Origin of the sequence: Salinibacterium sp. PAMC 21357 (genome assembly GCF_000247645.1) — a bacterium.
GTDB lineage: Bacteria > Actinomycetota > Actinomycetes > Actinomycetales > Microbacteriaceae > Rhodoglobus.
This window is the reverse complement of the sequence record NZ_AHWA01000002.1, coordinates 257,477-275,399: the sequence shown is the minus strand read 5'-3', so window position 1 is coordinate 275,399 and position 17,923 is coordinate 257,477. Positions and strand designations below refer to the sequence as shown.

Annotated in this window: 15 protein-coding genes; 8 read left to right on the top strand and 7 right to left on the bottom strand. The window is 58.2% G+C overall.

Features of this window, described 5'->3' with window-relative positions; translation table 11 throughout:
• Nucleotides 1-34: 34 nt before the first annotated feature.
• Nucleotides 35-946 carry an alpha/beta fold hydrolase gene (locus ON14_RS01360; RefSeq protein ID WP_010202508.1) on the top strand — a complete coding sequence of 304 codons (912 nt, stop codon included), beginning with the start codon at nucleotides 35-37 and terminating at the stop codon, nucleotides 944-946.
• The gene (locus tag ON14_RS01355; RefSeq protein ID WP_010202506.1) at nucleotides 943-2,025 is read left to right on the top strand and encodes a glycosyltransferase family 4 protein; all 1,083 of its coding nucleotides are present in this window, start codon (nucleotides 943-945) and stop codon (nucleotides 2,023-2,025) included. Before ON14_RS01360 ends, ON14_RS01355 begins: the two co-directional genes overlap by 4 nt.
• Before the next feature lie 15 nt (nucleotides 2,026-2,040).
• Here the strand turns inward: ON14_RS01355 and ON14_RS01350 are convergent, their stop codons facing one another.
• Both ON14_RS01350 and ON14_RS01345 read right to left on the bottom strand, forming a co-directional pair.
• Nucleotides 2,041-2,673, bottom strand: coding sequence for a histidine phosphatase family protein (locus ON14_RS01350; RefSeq protein WP_010202504.1), 633 nt, complete (start codon nucleotides 2,671-2,673; stop codon nucleotides 2,041-2,043).
• A 46-nt stretch (nucleotides 2,674-2,719) separates the two neighbouring features.
• Nucleotides 2,720-3,550, bottom strand: coding sequence for a Sir2 family NAD-dependent protein deacetylase (locus tag ON14_RS01345; protein WP_010202503.1), 831 nt, complete (start codon nucleotides 3,548-3,550; stop codon nucleotides 2,720-2,722).
• Nucleotides 3,551-3,632: 82 nt separating this feature from the next.
• On the opposite strand from ON14_RS01345, the gene ON14_RS01340 reads away from it, so the two are divergent.
• The 3 genes from ON14_RS01340 (at nucleotide 3,633) to ON14_RS01330 (ending at nucleotide 6,913) form a co-directional block, all read left to right on the top strand.
• On the top strand, nucleotides 3,633-4,436 hold the full coding sequence (locus tag ON14_RS01340; protein WP_010202502.1) for a TrmH family RNA methyltransferase: 804 nt from the start codon (nucleotides 3,633-3,635) through the stop codon (nucleotides 4,434-4,436).
• A gap of 34 nt (nucleotides 4,437-4,470) precedes the next feature.
• A complete protein-coding gene (locus ON14_RS01335; RefSeq protein WP_026037454.1) occupies nucleotides 4,471-5,697 on the top strand; it encodes a D-alanyl-D-alanine carboxypeptidase family protein in 1,227 nt (408 codons plus the stop codon).
• Between the two features lie 109 nt (nucleotides 5,698-5,806).
• Nucleotides 5,807-6,913 carry a fatty acid desaturase family protein gene (locus ON14_RS01330; RefSeq protein WP_010202498.1) on the top strand — a complete coding sequence of 369 codons (1,107 nt, stop codon included), beginning with the start codon at nucleotides 5,807-5,809 and terminating at the stop codon, nucleotides 6,911-6,913.
• A 69-nt stretch (nucleotides 6,914-6,982) separates the two neighbouring features.
• Here the strand turns inward: ON14_RS01330 and ON14_RS01325 are convergent, their stop codons facing one another.
• The gene (locus tag ON14_RS01325) at nucleotides 6,983-7,744 is read right to left on the bottom strand and encodes an SGNH/GDSL hydrolase family protein (RefSeq protein ID WP_010202496.1); all 762 of its coding nucleotides are present in this window, start codon (nucleotides 7,742-7,744) and stop codon (nucleotides 6,983-6,985) included.
• A gap of 150 nt (nucleotides 7,745-7,894) precedes the next feature.
• Between ON14_RS01325 and ON14_RS01320 the strand changes: the two genes are divergently transcribed.
• From ON14_RS01320 to ON14_RS01310, 3 genes are all read left to right on the top strand, one after another.
• On the top strand, nucleotides 7,895-8,158 hold the full coding sequence (locus ON14_RS01320) for a GlsB/YeaQ/YmgE family stress response membrane protein (RefSeq protein ID WP_010202495.1): 264 nt from the start codon (nucleotides 7,895-7,897) through the stop codon (nucleotides 8,156-8,158).
• Between the two features lie 133 nt (nucleotides 8,159-8,291).
• Nucleotides 8,292-9,539, top strand: coding sequence for a DNA polymerase IV (dinB, locus tag ON14_RS01315; RefSeq protein ID WP_010202494.1), 1,248 nt, complete (start codon nucleotides 8,292-8,294; stop codon nucleotides 9,537-9,539).
• A 67-nt stretch (nucleotides 9,540-9,606) separates the two neighbouring features.
• On the top strand, nucleotides 9,607-11,379 hold the full coding sequence (locus ON14_RS01310; RefSeq protein WP_010202493.1) for a DEAD/DEAH box helicase: 1,773 nt from the start codon (nucleotides 9,607-9,609) through the stop codon (nucleotides 11,377-11,379).
• 109 nt (nucleotides 11,380-11,488) lie between these two features.
• On the opposite strand, the gene ON14_RS01305 is transcribed toward ON14_RS01310, so the two are convergent.
• The 4 genes from ON14_RS01305 to ON14_RS01290 all read right to left on the bottom strand — a co-directional run bounded on the left by ON14_RS01305 (nucleotide 11,489) and on the right by ON14_RS01290 (nucleotide 17,904).
• Entirely contained in the window at nucleotides 11,489-11,692 is a 204-nt protein-coding gene (locus tag ON14_RS01305; RefSeq protein ID WP_009772173.1) for a cold-shock protein, read from the bottom strand.
• Between the two features lie 156 nt (nucleotides 11,693-11,848).
• A complete protein-coding gene (locus ON14_RS01300; protein ID WP_010202489.1) occupies nucleotides 11,849-15,328 on the bottom strand; it encodes an error-prone DNA polymerase in 3,480 nt (1,159 codons plus the stop codon).
• A gap of 93 nt (nucleotides 15,329-15,421) precedes the next feature.
• Nucleotides 15,422-17,038, bottom strand: coding sequence for a DNA polymerase Y family protein (locus ON14_RS01295; protein WP_010202487.1), 1,617 nt, complete (start codon nucleotides 17,036-17,038; stop codon nucleotides 15,422-15,424).
• Nucleotides 17,035-17,904, bottom strand: coding sequence for a hypothetical protein (locus ON14_RS01290; RefSeq protein WP_202800884.1), 870 nt, complete (start codon nucleotides 17,902-17,904; stop codon nucleotides 17,035-17,037). Before ON14_RS01290 ends, ON14_RS01295 begins: the two co-directional genes overlap by 4 nt.
• Between the last annotated feature and the right edge of the window lie 19 nt (nucleotides 17,905-17,923).

Genomic DNA, 17,923 nt, shown 5'->3' with positions numbered 1-17,923 from the left:
CCAACTTCTCCACCGACTGCCTAGAATTGTTGGAATGAGACCCGCATCGCCGTATGGAGCACTGCTCGAGCAGAACCAGGCGACGCACTCGACCATCGAAGTTCTTGGGGCGACTACGCATTATTGGGAATACGGTCCCGCCGACGCTGAGACTGTTCTCGTACTCGTTCATGGGTTTCGCGGCGACCACCACGGGCTTGAAGCAGTGTGCGCGCACATTCGCGACATCCGAATCATTAGTCCCGATCTACCGGGCTTCGGTGAGTCGGCACCCCTCAGCGGCCGCGTCCACGACATCAGCGGCTACGCGCTCTGGCTGGAAGCTTTTGTCGAATCTCTAGGCCTCACCGGGCGGGCGGTGCTTCTTGGGCATTCGTTTGGTTCAATTGTGGTCGCCGCGGCCATAGCCCGAGGTCTTGAAACTCCTCAACTTATCTTGGTGAATCCGATCGCGGCACCTGCCCTCTCGGGACCCAATGCGGTACTGAGCAAGATCACACTCGCATTTTATCGAGCAGCTCGCGCTCTTCCTCATGCGCTGGGAGCGCCGATGTTGAGTGCCTGGGTTGTGGTTCGTGTGATGAGTCTGGCGATGGTAAAGACCCACGATTCTGAGTTACGTCGCTGGGTTCATCAGCAGCATCATGCGCACTTCAGCAGCTATGCAAACCGCGACAGTTTGCTCGAAGGATTTGAGGCGTCAATCGGATCTGACGTGAGTATGTTTGCCGAAAAGATCTTGATGCCGACGCTACTGATTGGGGCACGAAGCGATCCGATCAGCCCGGTTCCCGCGCAGCAGCGACTCGCACATCTGATTCCGGATGCTCGGCTTGAGCTCTTCGCTGACGTCGGTCACCTCATCCACTATGAACGACCGCGCGAAGCCGCGGAACTGATTGTTACGTTCCTGAAGACAGGGACAGTTGCGGAGCCCACAGCGTGAAAATTATCTTTGATTGCCGTTACACGCGCATTGGTCGGCACGATGGAATCAGCCGCTACGGCTCACGCCTCGTTGAAGAGCTCAGCAAGCTGCATCCAGTGACCATGCTAATTTCTGACAAGCGCCAGCTGGAGCTGCTGCCCGATCTTCCTTGGGAACTCGCAAGCTCGCCAACCGGGGCTGGCGAGCCGTTTGTGGCATTCCAGGTGAACAAGCTCAAGCCAGACGTCGTGTTCACTCCCATGCAGACCATGGGACCGTTTGGGCGCAAGTACACACTCGTAACCACCGTGCACGACCTGATTTACTACAAGCATCCAACGCCGCCGCACAACCTGCCGTGGCCCGTTCGCGCGATGTGGCGTATTTATCACCTCACGTGGGCCTTCCAGCGGGCACTGCTGAATCGGGCAGACGCTCATGTCACTGATTCGCAGACCACTCGCGATCAAATGCTTGAACATCGGCTCACGAAGCGCCCCATCTCCGTTGTCACGCTCGGCACTGACAGCATCACCGAGTCCCCGGTGCGCGCTGTACCCACGTCACGTGAACTTGTTTACATGGGGTCGTATATGCCGTACAAAAACGTAGAACTCTTAGCACGTGCCATGCAAGACCTACCGGGATACACCCTTCACTTGATGAGCCGCGCGGATGACGATGTAAAAGCGTTCCTTAGCGAGCTGGCCCCAGAATCTAGCTTGATCTTTCATAACGGGGCAACCGATGAGGTCTATGTCGAGACGCTCTCACGGGCAACGGCTCTGGTATCGGCATCGCGCGACGAGGGATTCGGCTTGCCACAGGTGGAAGCGATGGCGGTAGGAACTCCCGTAGTGCTCAGCGACACTCCAATTTTTCGCGAGATTTCCGCGTCAGCCGGCGGATTTTTCGACCCGGATGAGCCAGCAGCCCTAGTGCGGGAAATCAAAGCGCTCGAAGACCCCGCCGTGTGGCAGTCACGCTCAACTGCCGCACGAAGTCGTTCCGCAGAATTCACGTGGGCTAAGGGTGCCGCTGAGCTGTCACAGGTGTTGCACGATGCCGTGGCTGCCCGCGCGCGCACACGTCAGTAGACGAACGCCGCGAACCTACTGAGTGGATGACTCTCGGCGCGCGATGGCGTTTTGTTCCGCGAACGATTCCGTGCCGGTCGTCTCGGACTCTGCTTCGATCGGATCATCGAAGTTCACCAGACTCAGGGTTCCGCCGTCATGGCGAAAGCTGTGTATTGAGCCGTTGACTATGGGGGTGCGCGGACGATCAGGAGCAACGGCCGCCAAGATTGACGCGATGACCCCGCCGTGAACGACCACAATGACAGACTTGCCATGGTTTCGCTCGGCAAGTTGAATGAGCGCGGGGAGCGCTCGATCAATCACCGACTGTCGAGTTTCTCTGCCGGGAACGTCAGCGTCACCGGGATAAAGCCGATCGACTTCGTTATCGGTACGACCCTCGGCGTCGCCGTAGTTTCGTTCGACAAGGGCAGGCAGCGCAATAGGAGTTTCTGCGCCGATTTTGGCGGCGATGATTTGCGAAGTCTCCATGGCGCGGGAGAGCGGGCTCGCGAAAACACCGTGCCACTGGCGTCGCGTCAGTAGATCGCCGGTGGCCGCAGCTTGCGCCCGACCCGTTTCGTTTAGCGGAATATCGCTGCTGCCCTGAATGCGCCTTTCACGATTCCAATCGGTTTCGCCGTGGCGCACGAGATAGATGAACATGAAACTCCATTACTAGCGAAGGGTCGGGTTTGCGTTCGAAGAGTGTTTAGGCTGTGAGCTGATCCAGCAGTCGGCACAGAATGTCGGAGGCTCCACCGTCGATTTTAATGTCGGCACGTCGATCGACCTTCGTTGTTCCGCGATTAATAACAATGAGCGGAATGTGGCGACGAAGTGCTCGTTCCACCAAACGGATGCCGGAATTAACCACCAGCGATGAACCAGCCACGATGAGCGCATCCGACTGGTCCACGAGCGACGAAGCAAGCTGAAACTTGCGAGGGGGAACGAACTCGCCAAAGAAAACGACATCCGGTTTCAAAATTCCGCCGCACACGGTGCACTCAGGAATCATGAAAGCGTCAACATCGTGAACTTCGGCATCCCCGTCGGGGTTGAGAGTGTGCGAGGTGGATTCCTCGAGCCAAGGGTTGAGCTCAGAGATACGTTGAGCGAGCGGCGTCCGCGCGAAATACTGGCCACAGCGCAGGCACCGGGCGCGATCAATACTGCCGTGAACATCAACAACGCGTGTTGATCCAGCACGCAAGTGCAAGCCATCGACGTTCTGGGTGATGATCCCATTGCTTAGTCCACGACGCTCGAACTCCGCGAGTGCTGCATGACCGTCGTTGGGATTTGATGCGGCGAAGCGTTTCCAGCCCAAGTGGCTCCCTGCCCAATATCGCTGTCGAAAGCCGGGGTCGCTTTGAAACTGTTGGAACGTCATTGGATTACGCACCGCGGCACCTTCACCGCGATAATCAGGGATGCCGGAATCGGTACTGATGCCCGCCCCGGTGAGCACGCTGATGAGCTTTCCGCTGAGGAGCTCTGCAGCACGATCGATCTCAGGGCTACCGTTTTGTGTCTGCACCCCTCCAGCGTAGACACTGCTAACAGCACAAATGCCGAGTTGAGACTTTCTTGGCTCGCAATTGCACAGTAGGGAACGCATCGTGAATGTCATCCGAGTCACCGAACTCTCTGATCCGCGCTTGAGTGACTTCGCGAATCTGACCGACGTTGCCCTTCGCCGCCGCACTGAGCCGGAGGGCGGTTTATACATTGCGGAATCGTCAAAGGTCATCGCCCGGGCATTGAGGGCCGGGCACATTCCGCGGGCGGTTCTAGTTCTCGAGCAGTGGCTCGACGACGTCGCAGAACTGCTCGGCGACTCGGAAGCACCCGTGTATGTGGGGGACTCAGCGCTGCTCGAACAGTTGACGGGGTTCAACCTTCATCGCGGTGCACTCGCATCGATGCATCGGCCGCAATTGCGCCCTGTAGCAGAGCTCATCAAGGGTGCGCGGCGCATCGTCATTCTCGAAGACATCGTTGACCACACGAATGTCGGCGCAGTGTTCCGTTCGGCGGCGGCGCTCGGGGCGGATGCCGTTCTGATCACTCCGCGCTGCGCTGACCCTCTTTACCGTCGCAGCGTGCGCGTGAGCATGGGCACTGTTCTCCAGGTGCCCTGGACCCGACTAGAGAACTGGCCCTCCGATGCGAAGGTTCTGCAGGAGGCAGGCTTTCACCTAGCGGCTCTTGCCCTGAGCGATGACTCAGTCGATCTCGATACTTTTGCCGCCCACGCGCCCGAGCGAGTCGCGTTGATTCTCGGCACTGAGGGCGATGGACTATCACGGCAGACGATCGAAGCGGCGGACAGTGTCGTGAAGATCCCGATGATGCATGGAGTGGATTCCCTCAATGTTGCCGCGGCCAGCGCGGTCGGAATGTACACCCTTCGCGTGCGCTAACCATCAAATGCCGTCTAACTGTTAGCGTTATGCGGTGCCGCTGACTCAACGCCAAACTTTTCGTCGCCGCCGTATCGTCGTCTTCTCTGGGATCGCAGTGGTGCTAGCGACTGCGTTCTACTTGCCGATGACCCTGCTGGCGCCGCTCGACGAAATCGCCGCCTCCGTCGCAATACCCTCGATGCCGCAACGTGCTGCCCCGGCCCTCGAACTGCCGGCCTATGGCGCGTCGGCGATCGCCGCAATCGACCGCCCAGAAGTTCTCGCGCACGCTGGCAGCGAAGACGCGTTGCCGATCGCCTCGATCACAAAAGTGATTACCGCGCTCGTCGTGTTGGAGGCGAAGCCCCTGGGGGCCAACGAGCCAGGCCCGACCATCACCTTCGGGCCCGCCGACCTCGACTACTACTACACGCAACAGGCCGCGTATGGCCTCGTGTGGCCTGTCGCTAATGGCCAACAGCTGTCGCAACGTGACGTCATGAACGTCGTTTTGCTTGCCTCCGCCAATAACTACGCGCAGTCCCTCGCACTTTGGGCTTACGGCTCTGAGGACGCATTTGTTGCGGCTGCGGCAACCTGGTTGACCACCAACGGACTTGAAAATACGACGCTCGTAGAAGCATCCGGCATCAAAGAGGCCAATCAGAGCACGGCACTAGACCTCACAAAACTGGCGCAATTGGCGATCGAGAGTCCTGTCGTTGCCGCAATAGTGTCAACGCCATCGACGGAAGTTTCAGGATTGGGCACCGTCAATAACCGAAATCAACTACTCGGCATTGATGGGGTCGACGGCATAAAGACTGGAACCCTCGGTGACGCGTGGGCGTGCCTACTCTTCTCTACGGATGTCGTCATTGGGGGAGAGACAAAAACCTTCGTGGGTGCTGTTGTTGGTGGGCCAGATCATCCGACTATCGCAGCCGCGATTCGGGCACTAATAGAAGACGCAACCGCGGGCTACACAGAAATAACCCTTGCGACTGCCGGAGAAGAGTTCGCAGAATACGACACGCCGTGGGGCGATGAGGCTAACGCCATTGCCTCCGCCACGGTGAAACGCGTGGTGTGGGGAGAAGATGAGATCACGGTCACCGTGGATGCTGACCCCGTGCGCCTGACAAACGCGGGCGAGAGCGCGGGTGTTATTCACATTCGCGTCGGCACGGAGTCTCTCGATGTTCCGCTGGAATACAGCGATGAGATCGACGATCCGGGTCTTTGGTGGCGACTCACAAACCCACACGGTATTTTTTAGTTTCGAATAAACACTGGGCACACAGGCACTCGCGATAGGGTGGAGTGTATCTAGAGCACAAGCTCACCTGTCACATGACTGGGAAGTCATTCGAAATATCTGAGGTCACGTGAGTAGTTCTCTCTCAGCCGATCCCACACGTGTAATAAAAACTGGTCCACGCGGTGTCGGCAATCCCATCAGCGAATTCGCTGCTTTGCTTCGCACCGTGCGCGAGGCTGGTCTTCTGCGTCGCAGCAGGGCCTTTTACATCATTACTTTTGCGGTAATCACGCTGGCTATGGTCGCCGCCTGGTTCGGCTTTGCGATGCTCGCCGGCACATGGTACGTGCTCATTATTGCCGCCGTTATGGGCGTTCTCTTTACGCAATATGCCTTCATCACCCATGAGCTTGCACATCGTCAGGTGTTCGATTCGAGCAAGCTTAATGACACTCTTGGTCGCCTCTTGGCCGACCTCGTTGTGGGCATTAGCTATGCGTGGTGGATGAACAAGCACTCGCGTCACCATGCAAACCCCAACACTGTAGATAAAGATCCGGACATCGAGACCGACTTCATCATTTTCCAGAAGGAAAAAGCGGTCGGTCTCAAGGGCATCACTAAGTTCATGGCTAACCGCCAGGGCTATCTCTTCTTCCCTGCACTCCTGCTCGAAGGCTTTAACCTTCACTCCCACGCTTTTCAAGAGGTCTTTAACGCTAAGAAAAAGGTCGACAAGCGTGCGCTCGAGATCGTGTTGCTGCTTGTGCGCAACATCGGCTACCTCGCCGTCGTCTTCACCTTCCTGCCCATCGGCATGGGGTTCGCTTTCCTCGCGGTTCAGATGGGTATCTTCGGTTTGTACATGGGGGCGTCGTTTGCTCCCAACCACAAGGGAATGCCGATCCTGCCTAAGGGCTCAAAAGTTGACTACTTGCGTCGCCAAGTTCTGACTAGCCGCAACATTCGCAGTGGAGTCTTTATGAACCACTTCATGGGTGGTTTGAACTACCAGATCGAGCACCACTTGTTCCCCACGATGCCGCGCCCGCATCTGCCTCGTGCCGCTGAAATGGTCAAGGAATACTGCAAGACCAAGGACATCAAGTACACCGAGGTTGGTCTGATCACCTCGTACGGAATTGTTATTCGTCACCTCAATGAGGTCGGCCTTGGCGCCGACGGTGACCCGTTCGATTGCCCCGCAGCGGGCCGAACCGGGTACACCGGCTAAATAACTCCGCACAGCAACGCTAAAGGGCCCCTACCAACTTGGTAAGGGCCCTTTAGCGTTGTGTCTCGCCTAAAACTCGGGGCGCTTCGCGGTGATGTTGTCTCCTGATGACTGGTGACGGATCCGCCGAAGTACCCACGGCACGAGGTGTTCTCGTGCCCAGCCCATGTCTTCTACGCGAGCAGTACGCCACCGTCGAGGGGGAAGGGGCTCTGGCTTAAAGGGTTCCAACTCGTTCGCTACATTGAGTGCTTCCAAGACCATCCGAGCGACCGTATGGTGGCCGATCGCCGAGAAATGCAGGCGGTCCGGCGCCCACATCCGAGAATCTGCAAGCTCCCGCAACGACCACATATCAGCGACGACGGCGTCGCGATGGTGCGCAATGCTCCGAATATTCTCGTTATAAATGGCTACTTTGCCACGCATCCGGTTGAGCACCGGGGTCATCCCTATATCAGGGCCCGTAAATAGGACGACGGTTGCCCCATCGCTGCGCAGACCGGCAACGAGCGCATCGACTCGGCTTGCCACCTCGTCGGGATCTGAGCCAGGTCGGATGATGTCGTTTCCGCCCGCTGAAACGCTGATGAGATCGGGCTTGAGAAGCAATGCCGGCTTGAGTTGCTCGGTGTGAATCTGGTTGAGCAGCCGCCCGCGAATGGCAAGATTGGCATACGCAAAACCTGGTTTGTTATGGCCAAGAACCTCGGCTACGCGGTCGGCCCACCCCCGATTGCCGCCGGGGGAGTCGGGCTCGGGATCGCCGATACCTTCAGTAAAAGAGTCACCGATCGCAACGTATCGGGTCCACGGATGTTGTTCTTCCATCTACCTAGCTTGCCTCAGATCTTGTCTGTGCAAAACCCGAGTGATTCCTGTGAGCAACCTGTATTGCTTTGACCCCCAGACGGGGCTCATATTAGGTTTATTCACGATCTTCACATCGAAGACAACTTACAACCGTTTGGAGAACACACAATGGGAATCATTGGTTGGATCGTACTGGGACTTATCGCTGGCGCAATCGCGAAAGCAATTTTGCCCGGACGCCAAGGCGGCGGTTGGATCGCGACACTGCTTCTTGGTGTTGTTGGTGCTCTTGTCGGTGGATTCGTCGGAGGTGCGATCTTCGGGATTGGTCTCGAAGAATTCTTCTCCATCCAGACGTGGCTCGTAGCCATCGCGGGTTCAGTGCTCGTGCTGTTCATTTACGGACTCGTTACCCGCGGCTCACGTCGCTAACTCTTGACAAACAAAACAGGCGGCACACTACGGTGTGCCGCCTGTTTTGTTTAACGAGGGCACGGCGGGACGCCTTCGAGATTGGCGGATCGATCGTCCATTCAACGTCAGAGGCACCTGAGACAATAGAGCCATGGGCAAGCAAGACGGATTGACGCGGTACGTTTCCGCCATAAACGTCGATGACAGCACCGCCACCATCCTGCACGTAGACATGGATGCCTTCTTCGCGTCAGTTGAACTTCTCGACCATCCAGAGCTCATCGGCAAGCCGGTGATTGTTGGCCACAACTCAACCCGTTCTGTCGTTACCGCAGCAACCTACGAAGCCCGAAAATACGGAGTCAACTCAGCAATGCCCATGGCACTTGCGCTTCGTCGCTGCCCCAACGCCATCGTGCTCGAACCGCACTTCGAGCGCTATCAATACTTCTCTTCGAAAGTTTTTGAGATCTGTGATGAACTCACCCCTAAGGTCGAGCGCTTAGGCATTGACGAGGCCTTTCTGGATGTCGCGGGCGCGCGTGCCATTTACGGGTCGCCCAAGGAAGTGGCGTCGCTGCTTCGCTCACGAGTGTTCGCCGAGACGGGCCTCGTGTGTTCGGTGGGCGCGGCAGCATCCAAATACGTAGCCAAAGTTGCATCGGGTCTATCGAAGCCTGACGGGCTTTTGGTGATTCCTGCGGACAAGACCGTGGAGTTTCTTCATCCACTTCAGATCTCCGCGCTGTGGGGCGTCGGAGCCAAAACGGAGGAGAATCTTCGACAACGCGGATTCTCCACGATCGCCGATATCGCGCACGCCGATCGTGAATCCCTCACGCGTGCTGTAGGGGAGTCGGGCGCCGTTAAGCTGCATAATTTGGCATGGGGCAACGATGTGCGTGAGGTCTCCGAGCGCCCAGCCGAGAAGAGTATTGGCCACGAGACAACGTTCGAATATGACGTGCTCAACGGTGATGAAATCCGCAGAGAACTGCTGCGACTCTCCGGAAAGGTCGCCATTCGCCTGCGGGCGTCCGGCATGGTCGCTCGCACGGTAGTGCTCAAACTGCGGTTTGAAGATTTCAGTACCGTGACTCGGTCGCGCAAGCTCCCCGAGCCAACCGACTTGGGGCGCACCCTCTATGAGACTGTCCGCGGCATCTACGACGAGTTTGCGGCAGAAGGCCGCCCAGTGCGACTCGTCGGGGTGCGGGGCGAGCAGCTCGTCGATCCTGGAGGCACCCTTGTGAGCCTCTGGGACACTACCGACGGTTGGCGAGATGCCGAAGAAGCTATGGAAGCTGCCTCTGCTCGTTTCGGTAGCGGAGCTATTGGTCCCGCACGGCTATTGGGCGTCGAACGCTCCGAACGCCCGCGACTCGGTCAACGCGATTAACCCGCCAGCAGCGAAACTCCGCTGCGGCGACAATTAATGTCAGTGAGAAACGGTAAAGTCTTATCAAGTGAGCACTCCATTGCCTGGCCCCACCGTGGGCACGTTTGCGGCGGAACATCTCTCACCGTCGTACCCCGAACGCGCTGCCAGAGGCACAGCATCTAAACTGCGTGCCTGGCAAGCTGAAGCGCTCGACCTCTATTTTGAGCGCGAACCTCGCGACTTTCTGGCCGCCGCAACCCCCGGCGCCGGCAAGACGACCTTCGCATTACGCCTTGCCGTCGAACTCATCGCACGACGGGTCATCGACCGCGTAACCGTTGTAGCGCCAACCGATCACCTAAAGCGTCAGTGGGCTGATGCTGCCGACCGCGTCGGATTGCGACTCAACCCTGGTTTCTCCAATGGAGACGCGTGGGGCGGGCGCCGGTTCAACGGACTAGCAGTCACGTACGCCCAAGTGGCGATGAAAGCATCCCTGCACCAAGAAATTACCGACTCGGCACGAACCTTGGTGATTCTCGACGAAGTGCATCACGGTGGTGACGCTCTCAGCTGGGGCGACGCGATTCACGAAGCGTTCGGCCGAGCAACTCGCCGACTTTCGCTCACCGGAACGCCCTTCCGCAGCGATACGGCACCAATCCCCTTTGTTACGTACGCTCCTGACGGCAAAGGCATCCGCACCTCCGTCACTGATTACAGCTACGGGTATGGCCGCGCTCTCTCCGATGGCGTTGTTCGTCCCGTCATGTTCATGGCCTACGCCGGCAAAATGCGGTGGCGCACGCGGATGGGCGACGAAATGGAAGCCCGACTGGGCGAAGGCGACACCAAAGACGTTACCTCCCAGGCCTGGCGAACAGCTCTCGACCCCAAAGGCGAGTGGATGCCAGCAGTGCTGCGTGCAGCGGATCGCCGTCTTACCGAAGTGCGGCACTCCATTCCGGACGCGGGCGGACTCGTTATCGCGACTGACCAACTCGCTGCTCGCGCCTACGCCGGACTCATCAAAGAGATCACCGGCGAATCAGCAACGATCGTGCTCTCGGACGAGAAAGAATCGTCCGCCCGCATTGAACAGTTCGCTGTTAGTGACAGTCGGTGGATGGTTGCCGTTCGAATGGTGTCCGAAGGCGTAGACGTTCCCCGGCTAGCCGTTGGAGTCTACGCAACCTCCGCATCCACCCCGCTCTACTTCGCCCAAGCCGTTGGCCGCTTTGTGCGCGTGCGCCGCCGCGGCGAAACCGCATCGATCTTCTTGCCGAGTGTGCCGTCGCTCATGCTCCTCGCCGAGAAACTTGAAATAGAGCGCGATCACGCACTCGATCGCGACAGCGAGAAAGATGATGATCTCCTCGAGGACAGTCTTCTCGATAGCGAGAATCGCGAAGAGAAGACGAGCGACGAGCTCGCTGACGAATTTATTTGGGAAGCGATTGAGTCTGACGCAAACTTTGACCGCGTGCTCTTTGACGGCAACGAGTTCGGGTTCGCGGCCGAAACCGGCAGTGACGAAGAACTCGACTTCATCGGCCTGCCCGGCATCTTGGAGCCCGAGCAAGTGCGCGAACTGTTGCTGCAGCGCCAAAAAAGACAATCACGTCGTGCAGAAAACAAGCCCAAAGAAGATCAACCACAGCCGCTCTACCGCACGCTCAAAGAACAACGCACGCTACTCAACAACCTTGTGGGGCGGCGCGCAAAACTCGCCAACGAACCACACGGGCTGATTCATGCAGAGCTACGAAGAGTGTGCGGTGGCCCCGCTGTCGCCCAAGCCACAGTGACTCAGCTGCAGACCCGCATTGATTACCTGAGCAAGAGTAAGCACTCGTAGAACGGGGGATCGCTGAGCTTCGCCGCAAAGCCGACACTCACGCTGCTTGTTAACAAGAAAACGCCCCCGGTATAGGACCGAGGGCGTTTTCGTTACTGAACTATCAAGATCAGATGGGGCGGATGTTCTCCGCCTGGGGTCCCTTGGGACCCTGTGTGATGTCAAACTCAACCTTTTGGTTCTCGTCGAGCGACTTGTAGCCATTTGTTGCGATGGCCGAGTAGTGGGCGAACACATCAGGACTTCCGTCCTCGGGGGCGATGAAGCCAAAGCCCTTTTCTGCGTTGAACCACTTGACGGTACCTAGTGCCATTTAAAACTCCTCCAGGAGCGTTTCTATCAGGCCCCGACAGTCGAGGCCGCATCCATGCCTTGTATAGAACATGAACGATTCCATAAGGCTATATCAGTATGGCGCTGCATGCGTCATGTATTTCATTAAGTTCACACAACGGTAATGAAGTAGCTCTTACTGAAAATCACGAGATTGCGTGCGGGGGAGCCCAGAAAGCGGTTCAAAACGGTCGGCGAGCACATTGATGACCCCATCCGCGGACCGCTCAACAATGCCGCGAACGATGAGCGCAGCACTGTCACGCGCGACCCTGCGGTACCGCCCCCACACGCCCACGCTGCAGATTACGTTGATCAGCCCCGTCTCATCCTCGATATTCATAAAGGTGATTCCGCTGGCTGTTGCCGGGCGCTGCCGGTGAGTGACAACGCCACCGATCTCAATACGGCGCCCAGACTCAGTAACCGTGAGGTCAGCAGCAGACAGAACCCCACGCTGAGTCAGGGCTTGACGAATGTGAGCTACCGGATGACTTTCTGGCGAAATCCCTGTTGCCCACAGATCAGCCATCAGCTGGTCGAACTCGGTCGCCAACGAAAATAGCGGCGGCTGAACTGTGACCATGCTGTTGGGCAGATACTCTTCTCGGTCGTGGGCGGCATTGCCTGCATTCCAGAGCGCCTCTCTCCGCGTCATCCCCAAAGATTCGAAGGCGCCCGCTGCTGCCAGCGCCTCGAGCTGCTTCGTGGTGAGCCCGACACGACGCACCACATCATTCATCGACAGGAACTTGCCAGAACCACGCTCCACGACAATCTTCTCGGCAATAGCCGTACCAATGCCCTTAATCTCATCCAAACCAAGACGCACAGCAAAGGCGCCATCGCGTCGATGGTCATCTGTATCGAAATGAGCAGAGCGATCAAAAGGACCAACCGGAGGCTGCTCGTGCTCCACACAGCGAGGGTTTCCGGTAGGTGCTGTGCTCTCAGAATGCTGCTCAAGCACAGCAAAGACTCCCGACCGCTGGATGTCGGGGCCACGCACCTGCACACCGTGACGTCGAGCATCCGCCACCAACGTCTGCGGTGAGTAGAACCCCATAGGCTGTGCCCGCAATAGAGCGGCAAGAAATGCGGCGGGGTAGTGCAGGCGAATCCACGCACTGGCGTAGACAAGCAGACCGAAGCTGAGGGCATGGCTTTCGGCAAAACCAAAACCAGCAAACGCTTGAATACTTTCGTAGATGCGGTCGGCATCCACGCCAATGATTCCGTTGCTCGCCATTCCCGTATAGAGCTTCGACCGCAGCTTGTCGATACGTTCGATGCCGCGCTTAGAGCCCATGGCCCGCCGAAGCAGGTCAGCATCATCGGCTGAACAACCACCAACCGCCACCGCAATCTGCATCAGCTGCTCCTGAAAGATTGGCACCCCTAGGGTGCGCTCGAGCGGCTCGACCAGATTGGGATGCAAGTACGTAATCGGATCGGCACCCATCTTTCGACGCACATAGGGGTGAACGGCGCCGCCCTGAATCGGACCGGGGCGTACCAGCGCAATCTCGACCACCAAGTGATAGAACTCGCGCGGTTGCAAGCGCGGGAGCAACCCCATTTGGGCGCGGCTCTCTACTTGAAAAACACCAACGGCATCCGCGCGACACAACTGGTCATAAACGCCCTGTTCTTCGGCAGGGATTGTCGCGAGATCCCAGCGTTCACCTAAGGCTTCATCAACGAGGTCGAAGCTGTACTGCATCGCCGAGAGGATGCCGAGGCCGAGCAGATCGAACTTGACCAGCCCCATCCACGCACAGTCATCTTTATCCCACTGCACCACCGTGCGCTTCTCTTTACGGGCATGTTCAATGGGCACGACCTCACCCACTGGGCGCTGCGTGAGCACCATTCCGCCCGAATGGATACCCAAATGGCGGGGAAACTTCATCACCTGCTTGGCAAGGTCCAAGACCGAATCGGGAATGTCGTGGTCGATTCCTGAAACCTCAGAACCCCACCGTTCCATTTGTTTCGACCACGCATCCTGCTGGCCGGCGCTGTAGCCGAGCGCTTTCGCCATATCGCGTACAGCAAATCGCGGACGGTACTGGATGACGTTGGCCACCTGGGCCGCATTCTCACGGCCGTAGCGTTCGAAAACATATTGGATGACTTCTTCTCGACGTTCAGAGTCGAAGTCGACATCGATGTCGGGTTCTTCTTCACGCATCGCCGAGATAAACCGCTCAAACGGAAGCTTGTAGCGGAGGGGGTCAACCGCCGTGATCTTGAGGAGATAACAGACCACCGAACTGGCCGCCGAGCCGCGCCCCTGACACAAGATTCCCCGACCACGAGCAAACGCCACGATGTCGTGCACGATGAGGAAATAGCCCGCAAAGTTTTTCTCTTCGATCACATCAAGTTCGCGCTGGATACGGGAACGATTCTCTTCAGAGAGATCAATTTTGCGGTCAGCAACCCCCGCCCAGGTTAATTCGCGCAGCCAGCTCGCCGGCGTGTGCCCCACGGGAACGTCCTGATCAGGAAGGGCCGGTTTTGCTTGTCGCAGTTCGAAAGCAGCTTCGTTCGCAATATCAACCGTCGCGGCTACTGCCCCCGGATAACGAGCGAAACGTGCAGCCATCTCAGCGCCCGACCTCAAATGAGCGGAGCCGGCAGCCGGAAGCCAGCCATCCATCTCATCAAGACTGCGGCGAGCCCGCACGGCAGAAATTGCCGAATGCAAGTGGTGTTGGCGGGGCGTTGCGTAATGAGCATTTGACGTCGCGACCACACGAAGGCCACGATCAGCGGCAAGAGAATAGAGGGCATCGTTGTATGCGGAATCGAGAGGGTACCCCTGATCGAAGAGTTCGACAATGACGGCTTCGTGGCCAAAAAACTCGCTCAAGCGGTCAAGCTCTTTTCCCGCAGCAACCATCGACTCCCGCGTGGGAGCCGAATTAGGTTGTGCACCATAGAGCGCTCGACGCACAGCACCCTTGCGGCATCCGGTCAACACAAACCAGTCACCCTGAGCTAGTTCCGCCAGCTCGTGCAGGTCATACTGCGGTCGGCCTTTTTCGCCACCGGCGAGTTGAGCGCGCGTAATAGCCAGCGCGAGCCGGTGATACCCCTGCTCTTTGCGAGCGAGTACCACCAGGTGGTCACCTTCCGGATCAGCATTACCTGCCTGCGGGCCCGTCAAGCCCAGAGAAAGTTCAGCGCCGAAAATGGTCGAGAGACCTAATTCGGCCGCAGCTTCTGCCATGCGCACAATGCCGTAGAGCCCGTCATGGTCGGTAAGGGCAAGAGCTGTGAGCCCCAAGCGCGCTGCTTCTTCGGCCAGCTTTTCTGGCATGCTCGCGCCATCAAGAAAACTGAAACTCGAATGTGCATGGAGCTCGGCGTAGGGCACGACCTCAACGGCTGGGGCGGATGCTGGCTCCGAGCCGTTGGGTAGCCCATCCTGTTGCGCATCTGGTGCTGTATCCGGCTGCGCAGTCGGTGCGACATAAGGTGCACGCTTGCTCGACACCAAAGACATAGCGCGCCCGTCGCCGGCTTCGCCAAGGGGAGTGACCGTACCAAAGCCTGATAGCGTGCGCTCCAGCTGGTGCCAAGGAATCGGCGGATTAGACCAAGCCATCGCACACCTCACTCAAACGGTGCCCGCGGCACCCGCGGCTCACACCCGGCAGTTTCACGCCGAGCAATTTCACATTTATCGATTGCACGTTCACTAGTCGTACCTCGCCTCAGCCCACCAACCGCCATCGTCGAGCACCAATAACCAGGCGCATCCGGTGTCGTCGACGGCCTGAAAACGCCAAGAGAGACCGGATGCCGCGGTCTCCCACCACCGCTCCGTTAATGGCCAAGGACCAGCCCAAGCCGTGAGTGTGCGGGAACGCGAATCGCTGGTAGCGAAACTGGCGGGTTCTGCCGCCATCTGCCCCCGCTCATCCACAGAAACGGTGCTCCCATCGTGCGCAAAAACATGCACGGCATGACGTGACGAAAAAACTGTTCCCGGCAGGGGAGCGGGCAATGCTCCTGGCCACGGTCGTTGTGTCGAACGTTCGCCCACGTTGCGATCGCCCCAAGCGGTGAGATGCTGACGTGACTGCAGCGTGCGCCCGCCTTGCACGGTTGGCACGAGCACCGCACCATGCCCGAGCATGCTTTGCACTCGAGAGAGTCCGTGGTGGATGCGCGGCTCAAACCCTGACCCCCACAACCCCGTTTCGTGGTTGCCGATCGGTTCCACTGTTTCCGGCGAAATGCGCACACGGGTGATTCCCGAGCTGAGCCCTGCCTCAATAAGGTTCGAGCCTTGCACTTGCCAACGAACCCGATCAACAACATCGGCGGAAGAGAATGACCGGGGATGCAGCCACACTCGTTCTGCGATCTCACCCGAGTCAGAATCGAGTTCAATGCGGATCGCCGTAGCAACCAGTTGGGCACTAACCAAGCCCTCAATAAAGTCATCGGCTCTGCTGCGAACCCCAAAAGCAACTTGGTCGACTCTGTCGAGCGCTGGCTCAAAATCGATGACCACGTCACGATCAAGCGGAGGAGTGCGAGCGATAAAAGCTTGAGGATCGCGACCCCTTGCCAACGAATGTAGTCGGGCGCCAAGCTCCCCAAAACGAGTGCGCACATCGGTGGCCTCTAACTGCGCAAAATCGCCAAGAGTGGAGACGCCCAGCTTTATCAGCAACGTCACGATGTGAGGCTCATCAAGAACCGCGACCGGTAGTGGTGCCAGAAACTCTGCAGACTTCGTGGCAGCAATAATTCGCGCATACCAAGAACGAGAGCGCGGATCTGTGCCGATGGTGCTGCGTGCAGCATGCACCGCGGTGAAAAGAGCATCAGCAATACCCACACGGGCGTCAGCGGAAGCAATCTCGTTAACGCGGCCGATGACGGTGAGCGCGGCAGCCTTCTCGCCGCCGTAATACTGGGCTGCACCACGCACCCGCACAGCACACATGCCCGGCCGGAGCAATTGCACTCCGGGAATTAATTCTTCGATGCCAGCGATGACCGGCTCGAATGCGCGACTATCGAGAGCAGGATCATAGGCACGATCGATGAGACCAGGAAACCGTGACTGCGCCTCCCGGAGCCTGAGCCCCCGGGTGACCCCTTCAGCGCGAGCAGAAGCAGAGGCCGCGAAAACGAGCCCCTTCTCGGTGAGCACCAGTGGAGCATCCGCTGGTAACTTCTCATGCTGTCTGGCCGCCACCACTGGCCAATCAGGGCACCACAGCACGAGAACACGGGGGAGAGATTCGGGCAGCGGCAAGTGCGAAACCGGGAGCGCGCCAGAAAGCGCTGCAGGAGTCATGCCGAGACTCGCTGGGGTACTGCTGTTCGGTCTGGCGGTGCAGATCGGTCAGGTAGCGCCACCAGATCGGGCAGCACGGTCAGGTCTGGCTTGGCTGTCTCGTGATCGCGATAAGAACGAATAGTTTCTGAAGAGTCAGGTAGCCACAGCCGGGCGCTGCGAGGTCGCGCAGCACTCTTACTTGTCACTGTCACCGTCACTTCACGCGCCGCTAGGTGTCCATGCCCCGCACCAATTCCGTGCCACCGGCTTTCTCCCAGCGACACCATTGCCTCACTTTGTGGCCACGAGCCCATCATGAGCAACGTAGATTTTCGTTGCCGAAGGCGTGAAGCTAACCGAGCTACAGCAGAATCGGATGCCCTCGATGGTGGTCGAGCGACCACCAGATCAATCACATCGGCGATTGCGGCAGTGACAGCGAGCCACTGATCACCAGGATGAGGAACCAGCACCAATCGTTCAAGATTGACACCCAACCGCGCAGCAGCTTCAAGGCCAAACTCGGGTACCCCAATAACGGCACACCATGATCCTGCCGCAGATGGTGGGGCGAGCAAAGCCATGAGCAGCATCATTGATTTGTCGATCGAATAGACGGTGCCTTGCTGCAAGCCACCACCGGGCAACAGTTGGCCGATAGCCGGGTGGGTAGGGATTAGTTTTGTATTGAGGCTTCGCGACTGCATCTGGCTGATGCGGAATTGCAGCTCGGCTACCCGGTCAGATGTTGCTCGAACAGAAGGCACGCTGTTAGAGGGTTCATTGCTGGGTTGCTCACGGCCAGAGAACTCGCTCGAAAACGCTTCAGCGGTTGCTGAAAAGGCGTGAGCGGAGGCAGAAGACACCTGTTTATGTTCGAACATATGTTCGAGTGTGTCAATT

Bases quoted from the DNA above. Each gene is read 5' to 3' on its own strand.
- ON14_RS01350 (WP_010202504.1), bottom strand. From the start codon at position 2,673: ATGTTCATCTATCTCGTGCGCCACGGCGAAACCGATTGGAATCGTGAA.
- ON14_RS01300 (WP_010202489.1), bottom strand. From the start codon at position 15,328: ATGGCTTGGTCTAATCCGCCGATTCCTTGGCACCAGCTGGAGCGCACG.
- ON14_RS01325 (WP_010202496.1), bottom strand. From the start codon at position 7,744: ATGGAAGAACAACATCCGTGGACCCGATACGTTGCGATCGGTGACTCT.
- ON14_RS01305 (WP_009772173.1), bottom strand. From the start codon at position 11,692: ATGGCACTAGGTACCGTCAAGTGGTTCAACGCAGAAAAGGGCTTTGGC.
- ON14_RS01290 (WP_202800884.1), bottom strand. From the start codon at position 17,904: ATGTTCGAACATAAACAGGTGTCTTCTGCCTCCGCTCACGCCTTTTCA.
- ON14_RS01320 (WP_010202495.1), top strand. From the start codon at position 7,895: ATGGGAATCATTGGTTGGATCGTACTGGGACTTATCGCTGGCGCAATC.
- ON14_RS01360 (WP_010202508.1), top strand. From the start codon at position 35: ATGAGACCCGCATCGCCGTATGGAGCACTGCTCGAGCAGAACCAGGCG.
- dinB (WP_010202494.1), top strand. From the start codon at position 8,292: ATGGGCAAGCAAGACGGATTGACGCGGTACGTTTCCGCCATAAACGTC.
- ON14_RS01295 (WP_010202487.1), bottom strand. From the start codon at position 17,038: ATGACTCCTGCAGCGCTTTCTGGCGCGCTCCCGGTTTCGCACTTGCCG.